Source organism: Kitasatospora albolonga (assembly GCA_002082585.1).
Lineage (GTDB): Bacteria > Actinomycetota > Actinomycetes > Streptomycetales > Streptomycetaceae > Streptomyces > Streptomyces stephensoniae.
On sequence record CP020563.1, the window covers coordinates 5,590,885 to 5,613,476 of the forward strand.

Here is a 22,592-nt window from a genome sequence, read left to right on the forward strand (position 1 = left end):
GTCGAAGAGGCAATTCCACGATGTCGGTGCCGTACGGCACGATGGGGGCATGGCACGCACCCAGGACCACCCCGGCGAGCAGACGGCAGCGGACCCCATCCGGCTGCTGGAGATCCGGGAGACCGCGCTCTCCGTCGACGAGGTCTTCCGTGCCGTCGGGGACGACGCCGCGGGGGGCATCGCCCTCTTCGTCGGCACGGTGCGCAATCACGACGGCGGACAGGACGTCGGTGCGCTGGGCTACTCCTGCCACCCCTCCGCCGCGGACGAGCTGCGCCGGGTGGCGGAGAAGGTCGTCGCCGACTTCCCGGTCCGGGGCCTCGCCGCCGTCCACCGGGTGGGTGAACTGGAGGTGGGCGATCTGGCGGTGGTCGTCGCCGTCGCCTGCCCGCACCGCGCGGAGGCGTTCGCGGCCTGCCGCAAGCTCATCGACGACCTCAAGCACGAGGTTCCGATCTGGAAGCACCAGCGTTTCTCCGACGGCACGGAGGAGTGGGTCGGGGCCTGCTGAGCGCAAACCGGACCGGGGCGCATCAGCCCCGATTTGCGTAACCGCACCCCTGCCACGAGCGTTGGTGTTCCGATCGCTAATCTGCAGATCGATCACTCGGTCGCTCATGGGGTAGGGAGGTCGTAATGGCGGCACTCGCTTGGCTGTTGATTCCACTTTTCGCTGCTGTCGGCGGTGCGATATGGGCGACGTGGGCTGCTCGCAATCGCACGACCGGCGATGTCACCGAACTCGCCGGCTACGCCAGGTTCCGTGACGCGATGGAGAAATCGCACTCCGGTTCCGAGGCACTCTAGAGGCCCTCCAGGGGCCGCCGAACGCCGCGTGACCTTCTTTCCGCCGCGTTCCCGCCGCTCCCCGTACGGACCGGCCCCGGCGGTGGACGGACAGGCCCTTCCCGTACTGTCGTTCCATGCCACGCCGCACCGCGACGATGCTCGCCTCCACCCTCGTCCTCATCGCGCTTCTCTGCGCGGGGCTGCTGATCAAAGTGCCGTACGCGGAGATGTCCCCCGGACCGACGGTGAACACCCTGGGCGAGGCGCGCGGCGAGCCGGTCCTGCGGATCAAGGGCCCCGACACGTACGAGACCACCGGGAACCTCAACATGACGACGGTCCGGGTCACCGGAGCGGACTACCGGATGAACCTGGGCGAGGCCGTCTGGGGCTGGCTGGCCCACGACAGCGTCGTCGTACCGCACGACACGCTCTACCCGGACGGCAAGACCGAGGAGCAGTCCACCCAGGAGAACGCCGAGGAGTTCAGCCAGTCCCAGGAGAGCGCCAAGGTGGCCGCCCTGAGGGAGCTGGACATCCCCGTCGCCACCCAGGTCGTCGTCGCCAGCGTGGTCAAGGGCAGCCCCTCCGAGGGCAAGCTGCACGCGGGTGACGTGATCGAGGCCGTCGACTCCACCGAGGTGAAGGAGCCGGGCGACGTCGCCGAGCTGGTCACGAAGCACAAGCCCGGCGAGGACGTCACGTTCACCATCATCCCGGCGAAGGAGGCGGCCGCCGCAGAGAAGGCCGGCCGGGCCCCCGAGGGCAGCCGGAAGGTCATCATCACCACGGAGAAGGCGCCCGCCTCGGAGGGGGACGGGGGGAAGGAGCGGGCGGTCGTCGGCATCCGGGCCGGGACGGACCACAGGTTCCCGTTCACGATCGACATCAAGCTCGCCGACGTCGGCGGTCCCAGCGCCGGCCTGATGTTCTCCCTGGGCATCATCGACAAGCTCACCCCGGGCAATCTGACCGGCGGCAAGTTCATCGCGGGCACCGGGACCATCGACGACGAGGGCAAGGTCGGCCCGATCGGCGGGATCACCATGAAGCTGGTCGGCGCCCGCGACGAGGGCGCCCGCTACTTCCTCACGCCCGACGAGAACTGCGCGGCCGCCGCCGCGGACACCCCGGACGGGCTGACGCTGGTCCGGGTCAAGACCCTGGACGACGCCGTGAAGTCGCTGGAGAAGATCAGCTCCGGGAAGACCGACGCGCTGCCGAGCTGCTCGGCGAGCTGACAGCGCGTCGGGGGAGCGGACGGACGGCGTCCGTCAGGACTCGAACGTCGCCGCGAGGGCCTCGGCGAGCCCCGGGACCAGACCGGCGCCGGTCAGCACCTCGGTGGGGGAGTCCTTCTCGCGCAGCCGTACGGCGGACTCGCGCGCCCCGTCCCGCAGCACGGCCACCGTCATCCGCACCTCCTGCCGGTCCGGGTGCCGGGCCACCCACTGGGTGAGCTTCTTGTCGCTGAGCCCTTCCGGTACGGATGCCTCGGCGGACGGCGGCAGCATCAGCCGCTCCACGGTCATGGCACAGCCGGCCACGGCGTCGGGCCAGGCGATGGTGCCGAGGAAGTCGTCCAGGGCGGTACCGGCGGGCAGCTCCTCCTGCTCGATCGGGGTGAGGGAAGCGGCCGGGGCGGCGGTGTCGTCCAGCCCGAGCTGAGCGGCGAGCCCCGGCTCCTGGGCCCGCAGCCGGGCGGTGTCGACCAGGGCGAACAGCCGGGCGGGCTGGTCCCAGCCGAGGGTGGAGGCATAGGCGTCGATTTCGAGGACGGCGACGGTCAGCGGGCTCGCGGCCATCGGGGGTCCTGCGGGGGAAACGTTGGGCATGGGCAATATCCTGCCTCCTTCGGCCCCGGTATCGGGAACTAGGTAAAGCTTCAGTAAGTTGCATAGGTGGGCTCTGCGACCGCCGGGCCCCGCTCCAGACGACCCGCGAACTTCGAGGTGCGCACGTTGGCTTTCCAGATGCCGGACCGCGGCGGAGGCCCCACGGGGCCACGGATCAGTGTCGGCCGCCCGTCCCGGCGCGTCCGCACCCTGCTCATGACCTTGGGGGTCCTGGCGGTTCTCGCCATGGCCTTCGTCATGTTCGCCGGGTTCTGGACGGACTGGCTCTGGTACCGGTCGGTCGCCTATTCCTCCGTCTTCACCACCACCCTGTGGACCAAGATCGGACTGTTCCTCGTCTTCGGACTGCTGATGGCCCTGGCCATCGGCGTCAACATCTGGCTCGCGCACCGGCTCCGGCCGCCGCTGAGCGCGATGTCGCTGGAGCAGCAGAGCCTGGACCGCTACCGCATGAGCGTCGCCCCCTTCAAGAAGTGGGTGCTGCTCGCCGTCACCGCGCTCGTCGGGCTGATCGCCGGGGCGTCCGCCTCCGGCCAGTGGCGCACGTGGCTGATGTACATCAACGGTGTGCCGTTCGGCCAGAAGGACCCCCAGTTCCAGCTGGACGTCGCCTTCTACGCCTTCGACCTGCCGTTCTACCGCTTCCTGCTGGGCTTCGGCTTCGCGGCGACCGTGCTCTCGCTGATCGCCGCCGCCCTGACCCACTACCTGTACGGCGGGCTGCGCATCACCAGCCCCGGCGCCCGTGCCACCGGAGCGGCCACCGGCCACCTCTCGGTGCTGCTCGGCATCTTCGTCTCCCTGAAGGCCGTGGCCTACTGGCTCGACCGGTATGGGCTCGCGGTGAAGTCCAGTGACTTCAAGGCCGCGGAGAACTGGACGGGCCTGCGGTACGTCGACGCGAACGCCTACCTCCCGGCGAAGACCATCCTGTTCTGCATCGCGGCGATCTGCGCCGTGCTGTTCTTCGCGACGCTCTGGCGCCGCACCTGGCAGCTGCCGGTCATCGGCTTCGGCCTGATGGTGCTCTCGGCGATCCTGATCGGCGGGCTCTACCCGGCGATCGTGCAGAAGTTCCAGGTCCAGCCGAACGAGCAGGCCAAGGAAGCGCCCTTCATCCAGAAGAACATCAAGGCGACGCGCGATGCGTACGACATCGATGACGCCCAGATGGAGGACTACTCGGGCCAGGCCACCACGACGGACGACGCCAAGCTGCGCGCCGCCGCCAACACGGCCGCCAGCTACCGCGTGATGGACCCCAACGTGGTCTCCCCGGCCTTCCAGCAGCTCCAGCAGCGGAGGAACTACTACCAGTTCCCCGAGACGCTCGACGTCGACCGCTACAAGGGCGAGGACGGCAAGGAGCAGGACACGATCATCGGTCTGCGTGAGCTGAACATCCAGGGTCTGCCCAAGCGGAACTGGATCAACGACCACTTCACGTACACCCACGGCTACGGCGCCATCGCGGCCCGCGGCACCACCACCGGAAAGAACCCGACGGGCTCCCCGGACTTCACCGAGTCCGGTCTGCCGTCCACCGGTGAGTTCGGGAAGTACGAGCAGCGGATCTACTACGGCGAGAAGACCGAGCAGTACTCCATCGTCGGCGGGCCCCAGAAGGAGCTCGACTACGAGGAGGACGGCGAGAAGACCACCAGCTACAAGGGCGACAGCGGGGTCAGCCTCTCCAACACCTTCAACCGCGCGGCGTACGCGGTCTCCTTCAGCGAGCCGCAGATCCTGTACTCGGGAGCCATCGGTGACGGTTCGCGCATCCTGTACAACCGCACGCCCAAGGAGCGCGTCGAGGCGGTCGCCCCGTGGCTGACCATCGACGGTGACGCCTACCCGGCGGTCATCGACGGCCGCATCCAGTGGATCGTCGACGCCTACACCACGACGAACGGCTACCCGTACGCCTCCCGGACGACGCTCGGCGACACCACGGCCGACTCGCTGACCACCAACCAGCGCGCGGTCGTCGCCCAGCAGAACCAGGTCAACTACATCCGCAACTCGGTGAAGGCCACCGTCGACGCCTACGACGGCAAGGTCAGGCTCTACGAGTGGGACACGAAGGACCCGGTCCTCAAGACCTGGCGCAAGGCGTTCCCGGGCACGGTGAAGGCCCGTTCGGAGATCTCCCAGACGCTCATGGACCACCTGCGCTACCCGCAGGACCTCTTCAAGGTCCAGCGCGAGCTGCTCACCCGCTACCACGTCGAGGACCCCGCGCAGTTCTACAGCGGCTCCGACGCGTGGCAGGTGCCGGCCGACCCGACCACCAAGGACTCGGGCTCGGTCCCGCCGTACTACCTGTCCATGAAGATGCCGGGCCAGGACGAGCAGGCGTTCTCGCTGACCACCACGTTCACCCCCAGGGGGCGGCCGAACCTCGGCGCCTTCATGGCGGTGAACGCGGACGCGGCCAGCAAGGACTACGGCACGATGAGACTGCTCCGGGTCACCTCCACGGTGAAGGGCCCGGGCCAGGTACAGAGTGAGCTGAACGGTAACGACGACGTCGCCGAGTTCGTGAGGAACCTCAAGGGCACGGACTCCGACATCGACTACGGCAACCTGCTGACGGTGCCGCTCGAAGGCGGCTTCCTCTACATCGAGCCCGTCTACACGCGCGGTGGCAACCAGAACTACCCGCTGCTGCGCAAGGTGGCCGCCTCGTACGGTTCGAAGATCGTCTTCGAGAACAACCTGGGAGACGCGCTCAACGCGGTCTTCGGGGTCGACGGGGACGCGGACACCACACCGCCCGATCCCAGTGACCCGCCGGGTGACACCACGAAGCCCCCGGCCACCGGCGGCGATGCGTTGCAGAAGGCCATCGCGGACGCCCAGAAGGCGTACGCCGACGGCGAGAAGGCGCTCCAGGAGCAGGACTGGCCGGCCTACGGCAAGGCCCAGGACGCGCTCCAGGAGGCCCTGGAGCGGGCCGCCAAGGCCAAGCCCGCGGGCGGCGGTGAGGCGGCCGACAAGGCCGACGACAAGGCCGACGGGGCCGAGAAGCCGGAGAAGGACGACGGAGCCGACGCGGCCAAGAAGCCCGATGAGGGCGACGAGGCCGATCCGGGCGGCGACCAGGGCACCTGAGAAGGCTCCACCCCGCGTCGTGATACGGTTTGAACACAACGACGCGGGGTGGAGCAGCTCGGTAGCTCGCTGGGCTCATAACCCAGAGGTCGCAGGTTCAAATCCTGTCCCCGCTACTGAAAGACGAAGGCCCGGATCTCGATCAGAGATCCGGGCCTTCGTCATGCCGCCGTGCGGAGCGTGTCTTTCTCGAACGAGTGGGCGTGAAGTGCGGTTCGCTGGGCACCAGTTGGGTTCCGGCGTGTTTGACTTGTCTCTCTGTGGGCATGTCGACAAAACGCTGAAGTGACCTCACTGACCGCGATATACCAGGTGTACGCGGGTTACAGGTGGTGCGACGATGGTATTTATGGGGGACAGGGCAACTCTGTTGGAGACAGGGCGGTTTGTGCAGCGGCACGGCCAGAAGGCGGACACGATGACAGATGCGGCTTTCGCTGCGGTCATCGCCGGGGCGGCCGGGACGAGCACGGGCACGCCCGGGGTGGCGGACGTCACCACCGCCGGAGAAGCAGGGCCCGCTGTCGAGGCGCCGGCCCGGGGCAGGGGGCGCACCACGGGCAACGCCATCGGGACGGTGGAGGACGCGGACGCCGAAGCCGTACGCGCCACCGGCGCCACGCACACGACCGGTTCGCACGCGACCGCCGCACGCACGGGTACCTCGCACACGGCGATCCCGCACACGGCTGCTTCGGACGTCACCCCTTCCGACGCGGACACCACGGACGAGGTCGACGCGGCGGACAGCGCCGAGACCGAGGCGCGCCACCGCCGCGCGGCCGAGGCCGGGGACACCGCGTCGATGAGCGTGCTGGGCGCCCTGCTGCTGCGCCGGGGCGACCTGGACGGCGCCGAGACCTACCTCCGCGCCGCCACCGCCGACGGCGACCGGGCCGCCGCCAACAACCTGGGCGTCCTGCTCCACCAGCGCGGCTACCCGGACGAGGCCGCGGGCTGGTGGCGTATCGCCGCCGTGGCCGGTTCCGCCGCCGCCGCGCACGCGCTCGGCCGCCACTTCCGCGAGCGCGGCGACGAGCCCGGCGCCGAGTACTGGCTCCGCCAGTCCGCCGAGCAGGGCCACGCGCTGGGCGCCTACGCGCTCGCCGACCTCCTGGAGCACCGGGGCGACGTCGGCGCCGAGCGCTGGCTGCGCGCCGCCGCCGAGCAGGGACACCGGGAGGCCGCGTACCGGCTGGCCCGCACCCTGGAGCGGAACGCGGTCGAGGACCCGCACGGCGCCTTCGGCCTGGGCCGGGGGACCGGCACCGGCCGCACCGGTATGAGCCTCGGGCCCCACGCCGACCCGGTTGCGCCCGACGCGCGGGCGGCGGGCGCGACCGGCACAAAGCATGCGACCGGCGCGAACGGTACGACCGGCGCGACGGGCGTCACCGGTACGAAGGGTACGCCCGGCACGAAGGGCGCTCCCGTCGGCGGTGACAGCCCCGTGGCCGGTCCGGCCACGGGCCGGGTCGGCGAGGCCGAGCAGTGGTATCGCCGCGCCGCCGCCCGGGGCCACCGCCGCGCCGCCCTCCACCTCGGCGCGATCCTGGAGCAGCGCGGCGAGCTCAAGGAGGCGGGCCGCTGGTACCTCACCGCGGCCAAGGAGGGCGAGGCCCGCGCCGCCTGCGCGCTCGGCTTCCTGCTGCGCGACGCGGGCGACGAGGAGAGCGCCGCCGTGTGGTGGCTGCGCGCCGCCCAGGACGGCGACGGCAACGCGGCCAACGCGCTGGGCGCCCTGCATGCGGCGCGCGGCGAGCAGCAGACCGCCGAGCGCTGGTACCGCGCCGCCATGGACGCCGGTGACGTCAACGGGGCGTACAACCTCGGGCTGCTCTGCGCCGCCCAGGACCGTACGCCGCAGGCCGAGCAGTGGTATCGCCGCGCCGCCTACGCCGGGCACCGCGAGGCCGCCAACGCGCTCGCCGTGCTCCTCCTCCAGGCCGGGGACCACACCGGGGCCGAGCCCTGGTTCTCCAAGGCGGCCGAGGCGGGCAGCGTGGACGCCGCCTTCAACCTCGGCATCCTGCACGCGGGCCGCGACGAGGACCGTACGGCGCTGGGCTGGTACCAGCGGGCGGCGGCGGCCGGGCACACCGACGCGGCGCTCCAGGTCGGCATGGCCCTGCTCCGCGACGGCGAGGACCGGGAGGCCGAGCGCCATCTGCGCTGCGCCGCGGGCGGCGGCAGCGCAGAGGCGGCGTTCCGGCTGGCCGGGGTGCTGGACGCGCGCCAGCCGCCGCCGGGCCCGCCCGCGCTGGGCGAGCCGATGCCCGCCAAGACCGAGTGCGAGGAGTGGTACGAGCGGGCCGCCCAGCAGGGCCACCGCCGCGCCCAGGTCCGGGTCGGCATGCTCGCCGCCGCCCGGGGCGACGTGGAGAGCGCCGCCCACTGGTACCGGGAGGCCGCCGAGGCGGGCAGCCGCAACGGGGCCTTCAACCTGGGGCTGCTGCTGGCCCGCGAGGGCAGCGAGCGCGAGGCCGCCCTGTGGTGGAGCCGCGCCGCCAACGCCGGTCACGGCCGGGCCGCGCTGCGGCTGGCCCTGCTCGCCGCCCGCCGGGGCGAGCTCACCGAGGGCCAGCGCTGGTGCGCCCGTGCCGTGGAGCTGGGCCCGGCCGAGGTCGCCGAGCGGGCGGCGCGGCTGCGCGAGGCGCTGCACCAGGAGCTGACCGCGTAACGCCCGGGGCCCCGGTGGCGGGCGTGAAGGAAATCCGGGACCCCCGGGGCGGGCGTGAAGGAATTTGCGCCGTTCGACCCGCTGACGTAATGTTGCATTCACCGACGCGGGGTGGAGCAGCTCGGTAGCTCGCTGGGCTCATAACCCAGAGGTCGCAGGTTCAAATCCTGTCCCCGCTACTGAAGAACGAAGGCCCGGATCTCCATAAGAGATCCGGGCCTTCGTCATGTCCGGGCCCTCGTCCTGTCCGGAACGGCGCGAGGAGCGGGCAGCGAAAAGCCGGGCCCGCCTCGCGGGAGGCGGGCCCGGCGCAGCTCGCAGGCTCAGGCAGCGGCGGCGCAGCTCGGGCAGAGCCCCCGGTACGTCACCTCGACGCCGGAGACCGTGAAGCCGTAGCGCTCGTCCGCAGGCAGGTCCGCCAGCGGGTTGCCCGCCGGGTGCACATCGCGGATCGCGCCGCACTGTCCGCAGATCAGATGGTGGTGCGGGCGGTGCGCGTTCGGGTCGTACCGCTTCGCCCGGCGGTCGGTGGAGACCTCCAGCACCTCGCCCAGGGACACCATCTCGCCGAGGGTGTTGTAGACGGTGGCGCGGGAGATCTCGGGCAGCTTGGCGACGGCCCTCGCGTGGACCTCGTCAGCCGTCAGGTGCACATGGTCCCCGTCGAGGACCTCGGCCACGACACGCCGCTGCGCCGTCATGCGCCAGCCACGTCCACGGAGTCGTTCCAGCAGGTCGCTCATGCAGCCCAGCCTAACAGTGGCGGGATCGAGTCCCGATCGGGTGTGAATTTGGATGCTCGCTTGACTTAGACATTGTCCATTGTAGGATCGGGACCGGCATTAGCCAAGGGACAGGGCTGTACAGAGCCGGAAGGACTGTGCAGGAACGCGACGCAGGAGGCGCACGTGACGCAGGGACCGCTCACCACGGAGGCCGGGGCCCCGGTGGCCGACAACCAGAACAGCGAGACCGCGGGCGCCGGCGGTCCGGTTCTCGTCCAGGACCAGGCGCTCCTGGAGAAGCTCGCCCACTTCAACCGGGAGCGCATCCCGGAGCGCGTCGTGCACGCCCGCGGCGCCGGTGCGTACGGCACCTTCACCGTGACCCGTGACGTGACGCGGTGGACCCGGGCGAAGTTCCTCTCCGAGGTCGGCAAGCAGACCGAGACGTTCCTGCGCTTCTCCACGGTCGCCGGAAACCTCGGCTCCGCCGACGCCGTGCGCGACCCGCGCGGCTTCGCGCTGAAGTTCTACACCGAGGAGGGCAATTACGACCTCGTCGGCAACAACACCCCGGTGTTCTTCATCAAGGACGCCATCAAGTTCCCCGACTTCATCCACACCCAGAAGCGCGACCCGTACACCGGTTCCCAGGAGGCGGACAACGTCTGGGACTTCTGGGGGCTGTCCCCCGAGTCGACGCACCAGGTGACCTGGCTCTTCGGCGACCGGGGCATCCCGGCCACGCTCCGCCACATGAACGGGTACGGCTCGCACACCTTCCAGTGGAACAACGAGGCCGGTGAGGTCTTCTGGGTCAAGTACCACTTCAAGACCGACCAGGGCATCAAGAACCTCACCCAGGCCGAGGCCAACAAGCTCGCCGGTGAGGACCCCGACAGCCACCAGCGCGATCTGCGCGAGGCGATCGAGCGCGGTGACTTCCCGTCCTGGACGGTGCAGGTCCAGATCATGCCCGCGGCGGACGCGGCGACGTACCGCTTCAATCCGTTCGACCTCACCAAGGTGTGGCCGCACGCGGACTACCCGCCGATCGAGATCGGCAAGCTGGAGCTCAACCGCAACCCGGAGAACGTCTTCGCCGAGGTCGAGCAGTCCATCTTCAGCCCCGCCCACTTCGTGCCGGGCATCGGTCCGTCCCCGGACAAGATGCTCCAGGGCCGTCTCTTCGCGTACGGCGACGCCCACCGCTACCGCGTCGGCATCAACGCCGACCACCTGCCGGTGAACCGCCCGCACGCCACCGAGGCGCGCACCAACAGCCGGGACGGCTTCCTCTACGACGGCCGTCACAAGGGCGCCAGGAACTACGAGCCGAACAGCTTCGGCGGCCCTTCCCAGACGGACCGTCCGCTCTGGCAGCCGCTGCCGGTCACCGGCACCACCGGCAACACCGAGGCCCCCGCCCACGCCGAGGACGACGACTTCGTCCAGGCCGGAAACCTCTACCGGCTGATGTCGGAGGACGAGAAGGTCCGGCTGGTCGAGAACCTCTCCGGGTTCATCGCCAAGGTCTCGCGCGACGAGATCGCCGAACGCGCGATCAACAACTTCCGCCGGGCGGACGACGACTTCGGCAAGCGGCTGGAAGCCGCGGTCCAGGCCCTTCGCGGCTGACCCGACGCTTGCCGTCGACGGTGGGCCGGACTCCCTCACGGGGGTCCGGCCCACCGGGCGTCACGGGACCGGCCCCGTGGTCCGTCGCTAGGCCGTCCCGGCGGCGGTGACCGTACGGCGGCGGGTGGGCGCCCAGCAGCGGATGATGTCGCGCACCGACACGATGCCCACCGGGCCGGTGCCGTCCAGCACGATCAGATGCCGGAACCCGCCGTGCGTCATGGCTTCCGCGGCCTCCTCCAGGGTCCAGGCCGGGGCGGCGAACACCACGTCGGTGGTGGTGTGGGCGGAGGCGGTCTCCAGGTCGGGGTCCTGACCCGAGCCGACCGCGTCGAGTATGTCGCGCTCGGTGATGATCCCGAGCCCGCAGGTGTCCGGGTCGTGGACGACGGCCGCCCCGATACGGCGGGCCGACATCAGCCGGGCGGCCTGGCGGAGCGTGTGGTTGGGGCCGATGGTGAGGACCACCGTGCTCATGGCGTCACGGACGAGCATGGAGCGAGCCACCTCCTCGGAGCGCCGACTCTGTGAGTCGATTCACAAGTTCACAAGTGGGGGGACTCTCAGAGTGGCACCCTTGGGGCGGGTCGACAAGGGGTGGCCGGGCGTGCACCGGGGGAGTGCGCGAGCACGCGCCGCGTCCACGGCGCGCCTGGTCACCGAACGCGCCGCGTCTCCCAGCACGCCCGGTGATCGGTGGAAGCGTCAGTAACGCTGGTTGAGATAGCCCAGCAGCTCGTCGTGGAGCAGGCCGTTCGACGCGGCCCCGTTGGCGCCGCCGGGCCCGTCGGCCCCGTCCAGGTCGGTGAACCGGCCGCCCGCCTCCTGCACGATGATCGCGTTCGCCGCCATGTCCCAGAGCGAGAGCTCCGGCTCCGCGCAGATGTCCACGGACCCCTCCGCGACCATCATGTACGGCCAGAAGTCGCCGTACCCCCGGGTCCGCCAGCAGGCCCGGGTCAGGTCCAGGAAGCCGTCCAGGCGGCCCTGCTCCTCCCAGCCGCCCAGTGAGGAGAACGCGAACGAGGAGTCCGCGATGGTCTCCACCTTCGACACCCGCAGCCGGGTCGCGGACGTGAGGCTGCGCCCGGAGTACGCGCCGGAGCCCTTCGCCGCCCACCAGCGCCGGTTCAGCGCGGGCGCGGAGACCACCCCGACGACGGGCTGGAAACCGTTCTCCCCCGCCTCCATCAGCGCGATCAGCGTCGCCCACACCGGCACACCGCGCACGTAGTTCTTGGTGCCGTCGATCGGGTCGATCACCCAGCGCCGGGGCCCGGTGCCCTCGACGCCGTACTCCTCGCCCAGGATCGCGTCGCGCGGGCGGGCCCGGTGCAGATGGCCGCGGATCAGCTCCTCGGCGGCCTTGTCGGCCTCGCTCACCGGAGTCATGTCCGGCTTGGTCTCCACCTTCAGGTCGAGGGCCTTGAACCGGTCCATGGTCGCCGCGTCGGCGGCGTCCGCCAGTACGTGGGCGAGGCGCAGGTCATCGTGGTAGTCGGGCATGCCGTCACAGTATCCAGCGGTACGGGGCACGGGCCAGCGGCCCCCGGCCCCGCACCGGGGACCCACGGCGCCCCCGCCCCGTACGCGGACCCTTGACAGCCCCTACCCGCGCCTCAACTCTGAACCGCAGGCCCCCGGCACGGCCCCGGGGTGTGGGAGGCGGCGATGCCGACAGCGCGAGAAGCCCTGCTGGACGCCGCCCTCAGGGCGCTCGCCGAGCGGCCCTGGCGCACGGTCCGGATGGTCGAGGTCGCCGCGCTGGCCGGTGTCTCGCGGCAGACCCTCTACAACGAGTTCGGCACCAAGGGCGGGCTCGCCACCGCCCTGCTGCGCCGGGCCGCCGACGGCTATCTGGCCGGCGTGGACCGCGCACTCGCGGCGCCCGCGCCGGAGCATCCGGCCGCCGTGGCGCACTGGACCGTACGGGCGGCCCGTGAGGACCCGCTGGTCAGGGGGTTGCTGACGGGGCTCTGGGGGGAGTGGTCACCCCGCCCCGGCCATGAGGTCCCGGCCCCCGCCCAGCTGCTCGGGCTGGCCCGCGACCGGATGGTGGCCGCCTCGGAGACCGTAACGCCGCCGCTCCCGCCCACGACGCTGGGAGAGACGGCGGCGCACCGGACAGCGGCGCCCGGGTCGGTCACGGACGGGACAGCGGGGCCCAGGACGGTCACGGACAGGGCGGCGGCACACCGGACCGCGACCGACAGGGCGGCGGCGCACCGGACGGCGGTGCGCTGCGAGACCGTACTCCGGCTCGCGCTCTCGTACGTGATCGTGCCCGGCGACTTCGCCGGGCCGAGGTCTCAGTGCGCGGAACCGGACAGCTGGAGCCCGATCACACCGATGATCACCAGCGAGATCGACACCAGCTTCAGCGTCGAGACGACGTCACCGAGGAAGACCATGCCGTAGATCGCCGTACCGGCCGCGCCGATGCCGGTCCACACCGCGTACGCCGGACCGACGTCGAGCTTCTTCAGAGCCATCGTCAGAAGGCCGAAACTGGCCAGGGCGAACGCCCCGAACGCCAGGGTCGGCCAGAGCCGGGTGAAGCCGTGCGAGAGCTTCAGACAGACGGCGAAGCCGGTCTCCAGCAGTCCGGCGACCACGACCAGCAGCCATGCCATCGTCCGTTGCCTCCGCGTAGGTGCCCATCGTCGGTTCGTGAACGTACCCGGCAGGCGAAGTGACGCACCCGCACGGGGCGATTATGCCTTTACCAGTCGTTGAAACCCGCAAACAGGCCCGCAGGACACCGGCCGAAAACGGCCGCTCCGCAGCTGCCCCCGCCGCCGCCCCTGCTCAGTCGCCCTCGCGCCGTTCGCGGGTCGCGAGCAGCCGCCGCAGCGAGTCGAGCCGGGCCGGATCGGCGTGGCCCCCGGCCACCCAGGCGTCCAGCGCGCACTCCGGCTGGTTCTCGTCGTGGGTGCAGCCGCGCGGGCACTCCTCGGTGCCCGGCTCCAGGTCGGGGAAGGCGTGGATGACGCGCGAGGGATCGACGTGGTGCAGCCCGAACGACCGTACGCCGGGGGTGTCGACGACCCAGCCGCGCCCGTCGGGCAGCGGCAGCGCGAGCGCGGAGGTGGTGGTGTGGCGGCCCCGGCCGGTGACCGCGTTGACGATGCCGGTGGTCCGCCGCCGGTCCTTCGGCACCAGGGCGTTGACCAGCGTCGTCTTGCCGACCCCGGAGTGCCCGACGAAGGCGGTGACCTTCCCCGCCAGCTGCTCGCGCACCCGCTCCGCCGCGCCGCCGCTCTCCAGCTCCTCGCGGCTGGTCACGATGTACGGGACGCCGAGCGGGGTGTACGCCTCCAGCAGCTTGTCCGGCGAGGCCAGGTCCGACTTGGTCAGCACCAGGAGCGGGGTGAGCCCGCCGTCGTACGCGGCCACCAGACAGCGGTCGATCATGCGGGGGCGGGGCTCCGGGTCGGCCAGCGCGGTGACGATCGCCAGCTGGTCGGCGTTGGCGACGACTACCCGCTCGTACGGATCGTCGTCGTCCGCCGTGCGCCGCAGCACCGTACGGCGCGAGGCGATGCGCACGATCCGGGCCAGGGTGTCCTTCTCGCCGGACAGGTCCCCGACGATGGAGACGGTGTCGCCGACCACGGCGGCCTTGCGCCCCAGCTCGCGGGCCTTCATCGCCACCACGGTCCGGCCGTCGACGAGGCAGGTGAGCCGGCCCCGGTCGACGGTGAGGACCATGCCGTCCTCGGCGTCCTCGTGCTTGGGCCGGATGTGCGTACGCGGCCGGTTGCCCTTGCGGTTGGGGCGGACGCGGATGTCGTCCTCGTCGGGGTTCTTCCCGTAGCGGCGCATGATCTAGATCCCGAGCATTCCGGTCCACATGTCCGGGAAGTCCGGCAGGGTCTTGGCGGTCGTGCCCACGTTCTCGATCTCTACGCCCTTGACCGCGAGGCCGATGATCGCCCCGGCGGTGGCCATGCGGTGGTCGTCGTACGTGTGGAAGACGCCGCCGTGCAGCGGGCGCGGGCGGATGTGGAGCCCGTCGGCGGTCTCGGTGACGTCACCGCCCAGCTCGTTGATCTCCTTGGTGAGCGCGGCCAGCCGGTCCGTCTCGTGGAGCCGCAGATGGGCGACGCCGCTCAGCGTGGAGGGGGAGTCGGCCAGCGCCGCGACCGCCGCGATGCCCGGGGTCAGCTCGCCGACCTCGCCGAGGTCCACGTCGATGCCGTGGATACGGCCCGTACCGGTGAAGGTCAGCCCGCGCTCGGTCAGCTCGCAGCTGCCGCCCATCGCGGTGAAGATCTCCCGCAGGGCGTCACCCGGCTGGGTGGTCCGCTCGGGCCAGTCGGGGATGGTGACCCGGCCGCCGGTCACCAGCGCGGCGGCCAGGAACGGCTGCGCGTTGGAGAGGTCCGGCTCGATCGTCAGGTCCCGGCCGAGCAGCGCGGAGGGGGAGACCCGCCACACGTTCGGCTCGCCGCCCGTCTCCGGCTCGTCCACCTGCGCGCCGACGGCCCGCAGCATGTCGACGGTCATCCGGATGTGCGGCATCGAGGGGAGGACGGAGCCGGTGTGCCGGACCTCCACGCCCTGGTTGAACCGCGGCCCCGACAGCAGCAGCGCCGAGACGAACTGCGAGGACGACGAGGCGTCGATCGCCACCGGGCCGCCGTCCAGCGCCCCGCCGCCGTGCACGGTCAGCGGCAGCGCGCCGCGCCCGTCGTCGTCGATCCGCGCGCCCAGCGCCCGCAGCCCCTCGATCACACCGGTCAGCGGACGCTCGTACGAGCGCGGGTCGCCGTCGAAGCGGATCGGGCCGTCGGCGAGCGTGGCGACGGGCGGCAGGAAGCGCATGACGGTGCCGGCGTTGCCGACGTCGACGGTGGCCGGGCCGTGCAGCCCCGCCGGGATGACCCGCCATGCCTCGCCGGAGCCGCCGGGCTCGCCCGCGACGGTGGAGCTGGAGGAGACGGTCTCCTCGATGCCGACGCCCATCGCGCGCAGCGCCTCGGCCATCAGCAGGGTGTCGCGGGAGCGCAGCGGGCGGCGCAGCCAGCCCGGCTCGGAGGCGAGGGAGGCCAGCACGAGCGCCCGGTTGGTGACCGATTTCGATCCGGGCACGGTGACGGTCGCGTCGACGGCTCCGCTCGCGTGAGGGGCGGGCCAGAGGGCGGGGTGCACGGAACTCTCGGTCATGGCCCTTACTTTAGTGGCTCCGCGCAAACCCGGATCGTCACCAAAAGGGAGGAAACCGGTCCGTAACGAAGGACTGGTACGGACCGGATCGTCTTCCGCGCGGGAGGCAGGGGTCCCGCCACCTCGGCGGCCCCACCGCCCCCGGCGGCCTCACCACCCGAGCAGCCACCGTCCGCCGCCGATCAGCGAGCAGAGCGACACCGCGTGGAAGAGGAACAGCCACAGCGCCGCCGGGGCGTGCGTCAGCCGGGCCAGTTGGTCCGCGTCGGAGTCCGGGGCACCGCCGTAGCGCCGCTTGGACTGGAGCTCGAAGGGCGGCCGGACCCCGCCCAGCAGCAGGAACCAGACCACCGCGTACGCGAACGCCGACTGCACGTCCGACGAGGTCAGCCAGGACACCAGCAGGAAGGCCGTACCGGTCAGGATGACGGTGAGGGCCCCGTACACATTGCGGATCATCACCAGCATCGCGGCGAGCAGCGCCGTCGCGATCCACAGCAGCAGCGTGATCCGGCCATTGGTCAGCAGCCAGGCACCGCCCAGACCCAGCAGGGAGGGGGCCGTGTAGCCCGCCGCCGCCGTGAGGATCATGCCGATCCCGGTGGGCTTGCCCCGGCTCACGGTCAGCCCGCTGGTGTCCGAGTGCAGCCGGATGCCGGAGAGCTGGCGCCCGGTGAGCAGGGCCACCAGGCCGTGGCCGCCCTCGTGGGCGATGGTGATGGTGTTGCGGGCCAGCCGCCATATCGGGTTCGGCACGACGGCGATGAGCGCCAGGGCGGCGGTCACCACCACCAGCCACTGCTCGGGGGCGGGCTGGGTGCCGGTGAGGCGGTCCCACAGGTCGCCCAGTTCGGTGCTGTTCATCGGCCGGGCGACTCCTTGCGGTGGGGGCGGGCGGTCGTGGCAGTCTGGCACTTATGTGCGGACGGTTTGCAGCCAGTCGGAAACCCGAGGACCTGACCGGACTCTTCGGGGTCGAGAAGTGGGAACCCACCGAGACCCTGGAGCCGGACTGGAACGTGGCGCCGACCAAAGAGGTCTACGCGGTACTGGAGCGTCCTGTTAAGGACGCGGACGACCGGCGTCCGGTTCGCCAGATGCGGTCCCTGAAATGGGGACTCGTGCCCTCCTGGTCGAAGACCCCCGAGGGCGCCGCCCGGATGATCAACGCCCGCGCGGAGACCGTGCACGAGAAGCCCTCCTTCCGCCGGGCCTTCGCCCAGCGCCGCTGCATCCTGCCCGCCGACGGGTACTACGAGTGGGTCACCGGCGCGGAGGAACGGCAGCTGGAGGAGAAGAAGGGCAAGAAGCGGGCGCGCAAGCAGCCGTATTTCGTCACCCCCGCCGACGGCTCGGTCTTCGCGATGGCCGGACTGTACGAGTTCTGGCGCGACCCGACCCTCCCCGGCGAGCACGAGAACGCCTGGTGGGTGACGTGCTCGGTGATCACCACCGAGGCCGAGACCACGCCCCTGGCCGTCGCCCCCGCCGAGGGTCCGGGCGCCCTCGCCGACATCCACCCCCGTATGCCGCTGATGCTCACCCCGGACCGCTGGGACACCTGGCTGGACCCCTCGCACACCGACCCCGACGAGCTGCGTGCGCTGCTGGAGCCGCCGCCCGGCGGGCTGATGCGCGCCTACCCGGTCGCCACCGCCGTCAGCAACGTCCGCAACAACGGGCCCGAACTGCTGGAGGAGCTGGCCGCGCCGGAGGAGGCGACGCTGTTCTGAGCGGCGCCCGGGGGAGGATGGCCCCGTGAGTCGTCAACCCCGTACACAGTCCCGAACGCAACCCCGTACGCAGAACGTCACCACCGACACCGGCGAGGCCCGGATCACCTGGTTCCCGGCCGCCACCGCGCCTCGCCTCGTGCTGGCCGCGAGCCACGGGGCCGGGGGCGGCATCGAGGCCCGCGACCTGAAGGCCCTGGCCGCCGTCCTGCCCGCACACGGTGTCACCGTCGCCCTGGTGGAGCAGCCCTGGCGGGTGGCCGGGAAGAAGGTGGCGCCCGCACCGAAGACCCTGGACACCGGCTGGCGGGGCGTGTGGCCCGCCCTGGCCGCCGCCGGGCCGCCGGTCGTCTCCGGAGGCCGCAGCGCCGGGGCCCGCGTCGCCTGCCGGACCGCCACCGAGCTGGGCGCCCGCGCGGTCCTCGCGCTCAGCTTCCCGCTGCACCCGCCGGGCAAGCCGGAGAAGTCCCGGGCGGACGAGCTGCTGGGCACGGGCGTCCCCACCCTGGTGGTCCAGGGCGGCAACGACCCGTTCGGGCGGCCGGAGGAGTTCCCGGCCGGACCGTACGAGCTGCGGGAAGTGCCCTACGGGGACCACGGCTTCGCCGTACCGAAGAAGTCCGGGCTGAGTGAGGATCAGGCGATGGCCGTCCTGACCGGCGCGGTGACGGAGTGGCTCACCGCACTCGGGTGACACGGGCCACGGGAATGCGGCGTACAGGGGCGCTGTTGTTCGGGACGTCGGTACAACAACGCCGGTACGTCGGTATGACGACGCCGGTGCACCGATGCCGCCGCACCACAACGCCGCTACACCACCACCGCACGTGGAGAGGGAGTCCGTCGCATGGGTTCGACCATCTGCCCCAGCCGCTCGAACGCCGCTGAACTGGAGTGGACCGTGCTGCCTGCGGCGAAGACCACCCGTGCGCGGTCGGCGGGCGGTGCAAATGGACAGGCCGTCTCCCAGCAAGGTCGACTATTCTCCGAGGCGAGCGGGTCCGGTTTCGGCTCCGCCACATCGTTGGAGGAGGTGGGTCCGGTCACTGGGACCGACACAGGGACCGACGACGGCCGCGCACCGGAGACGCCCGCCGAGCGCAACGCGCGTTTCGAGCGGGACGCCCTCGGCTTTCTCGACCAGATGTACTCGGCCGCGCTGCGCATGACGCGCAATCCCGCCGATGCCGAGGACCTGGTCCAGGAGACCTACGCCAAGGCGTACGGCTCCTTCCACCAGTTCCGTGAGGGCACGAACCTCAAGGCGTGGATGTACCGCATCCTCACCAACACCTTCATCAACTCGTACCGCAAGAAGCAGCGCGAGCCCCAGCGCAGCGCCGCCGAGGAGATCGAGGACTGGCAGCTGGCGCGTGCCGAGTCGCACATGTCGACCGGTCTCCGTTCCGCCGAGTCCCAGGCGCTCGACCACCTCCCGGACTCCGATGTGAAGGCCGCGCTCCAGGCGATTCCCGAGGAGTTCCGCATCGCCGTCTATCTCGCCGACGTCGAGGGCTTTGCGTACAAGGAGATCGCGGACATCATGGGGACTCCCATCGGTACGGTGATGTCCCGGCTGCACCGTGGCCGCCGTCAGCTGCGCGGCATGCTGGAGGACTACGCCCGTGAGCGCGGGCTCGTCGCGGCCGGCACCGGTGGTTCGGACGATCGGAAGGGCTCTACCTCATGAGCTGCGGAGAGCCGCACGAGACGGATTGCTCGGAGGTCCTCGACCATCTCTACGAGTTCCTCGACCGGGAGATGCCCGAGGGCGACTGCACCAAGTTCGAGGTGCACTTCGAGGAGTGCTCCCCGTGCCTGGAGAAGTACGGCCTGGAGCAGGCCGTGAAGAAGCTGGTCAAGCGCTGCTGCGGTCAGGACGAGGTCCCGACCGACCTGCGCTCCAAGGTGATGGGCCGGATCGACCTGATCAGGGCCGGTGAGGCGGTGCCCGAGCAGGACATCACCGTCGCCGACGCGGATCAGACCGACCGGGCCGCGACCGCGCGGGAGTAGGGAGTAGCCGGACCGCGAACGCCACGGTCACCGCTGCCGTCACCCGAATGTGCTAATCGCCCCCGTAGCGGCTCCCTGAGTCCGCCGAATCGCTAGCGTGGCGCCTCCATGGACCACCAGGGGGGCGAGTGCGGGCGTGAGGGGTACACCGGCGGCGGCGCGCGTCTGCATCCTGGCGGCGGTGGCGGCAGCCGTCTGCTGTGCCCTCCCGGTGGTACGTCCCGGCTCCGCCGTCCCCTGGGGCGATCTGGGCCTCCTCGCCGCCCTCTGCCTCCTCTGCGAGTCCGTCGGCCGCCGCTTCGGCCCGGGCTCGGTCCAGGCCGGTGCCGGATCGTTCCTCCCCCTCCTGCCCGTCGCCGCCTTCCTCCTGCCGCCCCCGGCCGCCGCGCTGGTCGCGGCCGTGGCGGCGCTGGCGGGCCGGGTGGACCGGCCGCCCTTCGCGGCCCGCCGGGCCTGGCGGGCCGCACAGCTCGCCCTCGCCTGCTGCGCCGCCTCCTGGACCCATACGTTCCTCGGTGGCCCCGCCTCGATCGCCGCCCCGGACCTCCCGTACGCCCTGCTGCCCGCCTGCGCGGCGGCCCTCGCCTTCAGCCTGGTGCTGACGGCCCTGGACTGCGTCATCCTCGCGGCGGCCGAAGGACAGCCCGTACGCCGCTCCTGGCGCACCCTGCTGCCGCGCGCCCTGGGGCCCCACCTGGTGCACGCGCTCGCCGGGCTGATGCCCGCAGTGCTGTGGCGCAGCTCGTACGGGCCCGGCTCCGCGCTCTTCGTCCTGCTGCCGATGTACATCTCCTGCTGGGTCTTCGCCCGGTACCACCGCGAGGACGCCGCCCACCGCGCCACCATCCGCGCACTGGTCCAGGCCGTCGACATCAAGGACGCCTATACGCGCGGCCACAGCGAGCGCGTCGGCCGGGCCTCCGTCCTGATCGCCCGTGAACTCGGCATGGACCGGGACCGGCTGGAGGCGCTCCGCTTCGCCGGGGTCCTGCACGACGTCGGCAAGCTGGGCGTACCGACCCGGGTGCTGCGCAAGGACGGCCCGCTCACCCCTGAGGAGCGCCGGGTCATGGAGCTGCACCCGGAGTACGGGCACGAGATCGTGCGCGGCATCGGCTTCCTGGACGAGGCCCGCGACGCGATCCTGCACCACCACGAACGGCTCGACGGCACCGGCTATCCGTACGGGCTCAGCGGCGGACGCATCCCCGAGTCCGCCCGGATCGTCGCGGTCGCCGACGCCTTCGACGCCATGACCTCGACCCGCTCCTACCGGCGCGCACGGCCCGTGCCCGCCGCCCTGGCCGAGCTGCGGCGGTGCGCGGGCAGCCAGTTCGACCCGCGCATGGTGCGGGCGCTGGACCGCGCCGTGGGCCGGTACGGCTGGAGCGGCGCGGACCCGGCGGTGACGGCGGACGAGGCGGGAGCGGCGGCCGTCCTCCCCACGGCCCGCGAGGGAGCTGACCGGCGAAGCCCTTCCCCGGCCCGGTACGAGTGAAGAGCCCCGTGAGAAGTCCTACGCCCCCGAGCAGCCGCGAGCGTTCCGGCGCCCCCACCCCGCCCGCCCTCATCGCCCTGCGCGCGGCCGCCCTCCTCCTCGTCCTCGCCGCGCTCGCGCACACCCTCCGGTACGGCCTCACCGAGCCCGGCCACGCCCTCGCCTTCGGGCTCCTCGTCGCCCTCGGGGAACTGGCCCGCCGGGGCGGCGCGCCCGGGGAGCGGGAGCCCGCGCCGCTCGCCGCCGCCGGGGCGCTGGCGTACGCCCTGCTCGGGGACAGCGCGGGGGAGCCGACCGGGCACGGGCCCCTCCAGGTGGTCGCCGTGGTCGCCGCCGGGCAGCTCGTGGCCGCCGTGGAGCAGCTCGCCCGGGGCGCGGGGCCGGACGCGGACCGGGTGGCGCGGCGGGTGCTCACGGTGGGGTTCGCCGCCGTCTGCTTCCAGCCGCTGTACAACTCCGGGCAGGCGGTGCGGTGGTTCGGGGACGGGCCGCGGTTCGCCCTGTTCCTGCTCGGCCTGCTGGTGCTGACCGCGCTCTGCGACGCGCTGCTCGCCGCCGTCGTGGCGCGCGCGAGGGCCCTGCCGTACGGGACCGGCGGCACCCCGCCCCCGTACGAACGGTCGAGCCCGTCCCCGTACGGCACCGGGAAGCCACCCCCGTACGGACCGTTCCTCCAGGACGAGCTGCGGGCGCTCGCCGGGATCGGGTCCGCCGTCGGGGCGAGCGGGGTGGTGATGGCGCTGGGGGTGGCCGTCGCCGGGCTGTGGGCGCTGCCCGTGCTCTGTGTGCCACCGCTGCTGACCCAGGTCTCCTTCCGGCGGTACGCGGCCGTCCGGACGACCTATGGCCAGACCGTCGCCTCGCTCGCCCGCGCCACCGAGATCGCCGGGTACACCCCGCCCGGCCACGCCCGCCGGGTCGCCGCCCTCGCCACCGCCGTGGGGCGGGAGCTGGGGTTCACCGGGGCGCAGCTGACCGTGCTGGAGCACGCGGCCCTGATGCACGACATCGGCCAGCTCTCCCTGCTCGACCCGGTCGCCGACGGGGCCACCGCCCGGCTGCCCGCCGCCGAGCAGCGCCGGATCGCCCTGCTCGGCGGGGCCGTGGTGCGCCGGACCCGGGTGGACCCCCAGGTCGCGGCGGTGGTGGAGCAGCAGGCCGACCCCTACCGGGAACAGCTGCCCGCCGCCAGAATCGTCAGGACGGTCAACGCATACGACGACCTGTGCGGGGAAGGCGTCGGCGGGCCGCTGGGGGCGCTGGAGGAGCTCAGGCTCGGTACCGGCCACGACCACCAGCCGCAGGTGGTCGAGGCCCTTGTGAGAGTCCTCGGGCGGGGCGGTCTGACCCGGGTCGGGGCTGGGTAACCCATGGGTA

General features: G+C 71.9%; 20 protein-coding genes and 2 tRNA genes. 14 read left to right on the plus strand and 8 right to left on the minus strand.

Annotation, left to right across the window (positions count from 1 at the left end; genetic code table 11):
- Positions 1–49: 49 nt before the first annotated feature.
- On the plus strand, positions 50–511 hold the full coding sequence (locus B7C62_24825; GenBank protein ARF75107.1) for a molybdopterin biosynthesis protein MoeE: 462 nt from the start codon (positions 50–52) through the stop codon (positions 509–511).
- 412 nt (positions 512–923) lie between these two features.
- Positions 924–2,030, plus strand: a complete 1,107-nt coding sequence (locus B7C62_24830; GenBank protein ARF75108.1) for a PDZ/DHR/GLGF domain-containing protein — start codon at positions 924–926, stop codon at positions 2,028–2,030.
- A gap of 33 nt (positions 2,031–2,063) precedes the next feature.
- Here B7C62_24830 and B7C62_24835 read toward each other — a convergent pair whose 3' ends face one another.
- Entirely contained in the window at positions 2,064–2,594 is a 531-nt protein-coding gene (locus tag B7C62_24835; GenBank protein ARF75109.1) for a hypothetical protein, read from the minus strand.
- Between the two features lie 168 nt (positions 2,595–2,762).
- On the opposite strand from B7C62_24835, the gene B7C62_24840 reads away from it, so the two are divergent.
- From B7C62_24840 to B7C62_24855, 4 genes are all read left to right on the plus strand, one after another.
- On the plus strand, positions 2,763–5,759 hold the full coding sequence (locus B7C62_24840) for a hypothetical protein (GenBank protein ID ARF75110.1): 2,997 nt from the start codon (positions 2,763–2,765) through the stop codon (positions 5,757–5,759).
- A 42-nt stretch (positions 5,760–5,801) separates the two neighbouring features.
- A tRNA-Met gene (locus B7C62_24845) sits at positions 5,802–5,875 on the plus strand.
- 452 nt (positions 5,876–6,327) lie between these two features.
- A complete protein-coding gene (locus tag B7C62_24850) occupies positions 6,328–8,439 on the plus strand; it encodes a hypothetical protein (protein ARF77361.1) in 2,112 nt (703 codons plus the stop codon).
- 105 nt (positions 8,440–8,544) lie between these two features.
- Positions 8,545–8,618, plus strand: a tRNA-Met gene (locus B7C62_24855).
- A gap of 144 nt (positions 8,619–8,762) precedes the next feature.
- Here B7C62_24855 and B7C62_24860 read toward each other — a convergent pair.
- Entirely contained in the window at positions 8,763–9,182 is a 420-nt protein-coding gene (locus tag B7C62_24860) for a transcriptional repressor (GenBank protein ARF75111.1), read from the minus strand.
- Positions 9,183–9,347: 165 nt separating this feature from the next.
- Here B7C62_24860 and B7C62_24865 point away from each other — a divergent pair, with 165 nt between their 5' ends.
- Positions 9,348–10,799 (plus strand): catalase, encoded by a 1,452-nt coding sequence (locus tag B7C62_24865; protein ID ARF75112.1) that lies wholly within the window; start codon positions 9,348–9,350, stop codon positions 10,797–10,799.
- Positions 10,800–10,886: 87 nt separating this feature from the next.
- On the opposite strand, the gene B7C62_24870 is transcribed toward B7C62_24865, so the two are convergent.
- Both B7C62_24870 and B7C62_24875 read right to left on the minus strand, forming a co-directional pair.
- Entirely contained in the window at positions 10,887–11,294 is a 408-nt protein-coding gene (locus B7C62_24870; GenBank protein ID ARF75113.1) for a histidine kinase, read from the minus strand.
- A 210-nt stretch (positions 11,295–11,504) separates the two neighbouring features.
- Entirely contained in the window at positions 11,505–12,305 is an 801-nt protein-coding gene (locus tag B7C62_24875; protein ARF75114.1) for a histidinol-phosphatase, read from the minus strand.
- Between the two features lie 165 nt (positions 12,306–12,470).
- Between B7C62_24875 and B7C62_24880 the strand changes: the two genes are divergently transcribed.
- The gene (locus tag B7C62_24880; protein ID ARF75115.1) at positions 12,471–13,217 is read left to right on the plus strand and encodes a TetR family transcriptional regulator; all 747 of its coding nucleotides are present in this window, start codon (positions 12,471–12,473) and stop codon (positions 13,215–13,217) included.
- On the opposite strand, the gene B7C62_24885 is transcribed toward B7C62_24880, so the two are convergent.
- The 4 genes from B7C62_24885 to B7C62_24900 all read right to left on the minus strand — a co-directional run bounded on the left by B7C62_24885 (position 13,109) and on the right by B7C62_24900 (position 16,832).
- Positions 13,109–13,432: a QacE family quaternary ammonium compound efflux SMR transporter gene (locus tag B7C62_24885; protein ID ARF75116.1), complete on the minus strand. Its 324-nt coding sequence runs from the start codon at positions 13,430–13,432 to the stop codon at positions 13,109–13,111. The two genes, B7C62_24880 and B7C62_24885, sit on opposite strands and share 109 nt — an antisense overlap.
- A gap of 175 nt (positions 13,433–13,607) precedes the next feature.
- The gene (locus B7C62_24890) at positions 13,608–14,624 is read right to left on the minus strand and encodes a ribosome small subunit-dependent GTPase A (GenBank protein ARF75117.1); all 1,017 of its coding nucleotides are present in this window, start codon (positions 14,622–14,624) and stop codon (positions 13,608–13,610) included.
- A 3-nt stretch (positions 14,625–14,627) separates the two neighbouring features.
- Positions 14,628–15,968 carry a 3-phosphoshikimate 1-carboxyvinyltransferase gene (locus tag B7C62_24895; protein ID ARF75118.1) on the minus strand — a complete coding sequence of 447 codons (1,341 nt, stop codon included), beginning with the start codon at positions 15,966–15,968 and terminating at the stop codon, positions 14,628–14,630.
- A gap of 150 nt (positions 15,969–16,118) precedes the next feature.
- A complete protein-coding gene (locus B7C62_24900; GenBank protein ID ARF75119.1) occupies positions 16,119–16,832 on the minus strand; it encodes a hypothetical protein in 714 nt (237 codons plus the stop codon).
- A gap of 53 nt (positions 16,833–16,885) precedes the next feature.
- On the opposite strand from B7C62_24900, the gene B7C62_24905 reads away from it, so the two are divergent.
- The 6 genes from B7C62_24905 (at position 16,886) to B7C62_24930 (ending at position 22,582) form a co-directional block, all read left to right on the plus strand.
- Positions 16,886–17,701: a hypothetical protein gene (locus tag B7C62_24905; GenBank protein ID ARF75120.1), complete on the plus strand. Its 816-nt coding sequence runs from the start codon at positions 16,886–16,888 to the stop codon at positions 17,699–17,701.
- A 25-nt stretch (positions 17,702–17,726) separates the two neighbouring features.
- Positions 17,727–18,395 (plus strand): hydrolase, encoded by a 669-nt coding sequence (locus tag B7C62_24910; GenBank protein ID ARF75121.1) that lies wholly within the window; start codon positions 17,727–17,729, stop codon positions 18,393–18,395.
- Between the two features lie 153 nt (positions 18,396–18,548).
- Positions 18,549–19,391 (plus strand): RNA polymerase subunit sigma, encoded by an 843-nt coding sequence (locus B7C62_24915; protein ARF75122.1) that lies wholly within the window; start codon positions 18,549–18,551, stop codon positions 19,389–19,391.
- Positions 19,388–19,717 (plus strand): mycothiol system anti-sigma-R factor, encoded by a 330-nt coding sequence (locus B7C62_24920; protein ID ARF75123.1) that lies wholly within the window; start codon positions 19,388–19,390, stop codon positions 19,715–19,717. Before B7C62_24915 ends, B7C62_24920 begins: the two co-directional genes overlap by 4 nt.
- A gap of 136 nt (positions 19,718–19,853) precedes the next feature.
- On the plus strand, positions 19,854–21,215 hold the full coding sequence (locus B7C62_24925) for a metal-dependent phosphohydrolase (protein ARF75124.1): 1,362 nt from the start codon (positions 19,854–19,856) through the stop codon (positions 21,213–21,215).
- Positions 21,216–21,223: 8 nt separating this feature from the next.
- On the plus strand, positions 21,224–22,582 hold the full coding sequence (locus tag B7C62_24930; protein ID ARF77362.1) for a metal-dependent phosphohydrolase: 1,359 nt from the start codon (positions 21,224–21,226) through the stop codon (positions 22,580–22,582).
- Positions 22,583–22,592 lie beyond the last annotated feature (10 nt).

Excerpts from the sequence above, each read along its gene's own strand:
- B7C62_24860 (ARF75111.1), bottom strand. The coding sequence starts at position 9,182 with ATGAGCGACCTGCTGGAACGACTCCGTGGACGTGGCTGGCGCATGACG.
- B7C62_24830 (ARF75108.1), top strand. The coding sequence starts at position 924 with ATGCCACGCCGCACCGCGACGATGCTCGCCTCCACCCTCGTCCTCATC.
- B7C62_24825 (ARF75107.1), top strand. The coding sequence starts at position 50 with ATGGCACGCACCCAGGACCACCCCGGCGAGCAGACGGCAGCGGACCCC.
- B7C62_24905 (ARF75120.1), top strand. The coding sequence starts at position 16,886 with ATGTGCGGACGGTTTGCAGCCAGTCGGAAACCCGAGGACCTGACCGGA.
- B7C62_24890 (ARF75117.1), bottom strand. The coding sequence starts at position 14,624 with ATGCGCCGCTACGGGAAGAACCCCGACGAGGACGACATCCGCGTCCGC.
- B7C62_24920 (ARF75123.1), top strand. The coding sequence starts at position 19,388 with ATGAGCTGCGGAGAGCCGCACGAGACGGATTGCTCGGAGGTCCTCGAC.
- B7C62_24895 (ARF75118.1), bottom strand. The coding sequence starts at position 15,968 with ATGACCGAGAGTTCCGTGCACCCCGCCCTCTGGCCCGCCCCTCACGCG.
- B7C62_24915 (ARF75122.1), top strand. The coding sequence starts at position 18,549 with ATGGGTTCGACCATCTGCCCCAGCCGCTCGAACGCCGCTGAACTGGAG.
- B7C62_24880 (ARF75115.1), top strand. The coding sequence starts at position 12,471 with ATGCCGACAGCGCGAGAAGCCCTGCTGGACGCCGCCCTCAGGGCGCTC.
- B7C62_24885 (ARF75116.1), bottom strand. The coding sequence starts at position 13,432 with ATGGCATGGCTGCTGGTCGTGGTCGCCGGACTGCTGGAGACCGGCTTC.
- B7C62_24900 (ARF75119.1), bottom strand. The coding sequence starts at position 16,832 with ATGAACAGCACCGAACTGGGCGACCTGTGGGACCGCCTCACCGGCACC.
- B7C62_24875 (ARF75114.1), bottom strand. The coding sequence starts at position 12,305 with ATGCCCGACTACCACGATGACCTGCGCCTCGCCCACGTACTGGCGGAC.
- B7C62_24840 (ARF75110.1), top strand. The coding sequence starts at position 2,763 with ATGCCGGACCGCGGCGGAGGCCCCACGGGGCCACGGATCAGTGTCGGC.
- B7C62_24835 (ARF75109.1), bottom strand. The coding sequence starts at position 2,594 with ATGGCCGCGAGCCCGCTGACCGTCGCCGTCCTCGAAATCGACGCCTAT.
- B7C62_24870 (ARF75113.1), bottom strand. The coding sequence starts at position 11,294 with ATGCTCGTCCGTGACGCCATGAGCACGGTGGTCCTCACCATCGGCCCC.